Annotated in this window: 1 protein-coding gene; it reads left to right on the top strand. The window is 73.4% G+C overall.

Annotated elements, in window-relative coordinates; all coding sequences use genetic code 11:
- On the top strand, positions 1 to 1,159 hold a 1,159-nt coding region (locus DD1DGNOD_RS10960; protein WP_165036599.1), incomplete at both ends, for an acyltransferase domain-containing protein.

Genomic DNA, 1,159 nt, shown 5'->3' with positions numbered 1-1,159 from the left:
GGCCTGGACGCCTTGGCAGAGGGGCAGGAGTTTCCCGGCCTCGTACGCGCGGTCGCAGGCGATGCCGGCGTGGTGGCGTTCCTGTTCGCCGGCCAGGGAGTGCAGCGGCTGGGTATGGGCAGGCAGCTGTGCGACCGCTTCCCGGCCTTCGCCGAGGCCTTCGACGACGTGTGCGCGCACCTGGACGGCTACTTCGACCGGGGGGTGCGCGACGTCGTCTTCGCCCCGGAGGGCTCGCCGGACGCCGAGCTGCTCAGCCGCACGGACTACACGCAGGCGGCGCTGTTCGCGCTGGAGACCGCCCTGTTCCGGCTGGTGCGGCGGTGGGGTCTACAGCCTGGTTTCCTGCTCGGTCACTCCCTCGGTGAACTGACCGCCGCCCACGCCGCCGGCGTCCTGGATCTTGCCGACGCGTGTGCGCTGGTGGCCGCACGAGGGCGGCTGATGCACGGGCTTCCACCGGGCGGCGCGATGATCGCGCTGCAGGCCGCCGAGGAGGAGGTGCTGCCGCTGCTCGCCGGCCGCGAGGAGCACCTGAGCATTGCCGCGGTCAACGGTCCGATGGCGACCGTGGTGTCCGGCGAGGAGCCGGCGGCCGCGGCCGTCGCCGCCCATTTCGAGGCCGCGGGGCGCAAGGCCACCCGGCTGCGGATCAGCCTTGCCTCGCACTCGCCGCTGGTGGACGGCATGCTGGCCGAGTTCGGCCAGGTGGCGCAGGGCCTTTCGTTCGCGCCGCCGCGCATCCCGATCGTTTCGACCGTCACCGGCGAGCCGGCTTCCGCCGCGGACCTGTGCACGCCCGGGTACTGGGTGCGCAACGTCCGGGAGGCCGTGCGGTTCTGCGACGGCGTCCGGCAGCTGCAGGCGCACGGCGTCACCGCCTTCCTGGAACTCGGCCCGGACGGTGTGCTCTCGGCGCTGGCCCAGGACTGCCTGACCACTCCGGCCGCGCACACCCCGGACATCGCCGTGGTACCGGCGCTGGCCAAGGACCAGGCCGAACCCGACGCACTGCTCGCCGCCGCCGTCAGCCTGCACGTCCGCGGGGCTGAGCTCGACTGGGACGAGGTGCTCGCTGGCCAGGACTGCCGGCCGGTGCGCCTGTCGACGTACGCGTTCGTCCGCCGGCGCCACTGGGTGGACGTGTCCGTACCCGAGA

The sequence above is a fragment of the Candidatus Protofrankia californiensis genome (assembly GCF_900634765.1).
In the GTDB taxonomy this organism is placed as follows: Bacteria; Actinomycetota; Actinomycetes; order Frankiales; family Frankiaceae; genus Protofrankia; species Protofrankia californiensis.
Note: the sequence above shows the minus strand (reverse complement) of the source record. Positions and strands in the feature narration are given on the sequence as shown.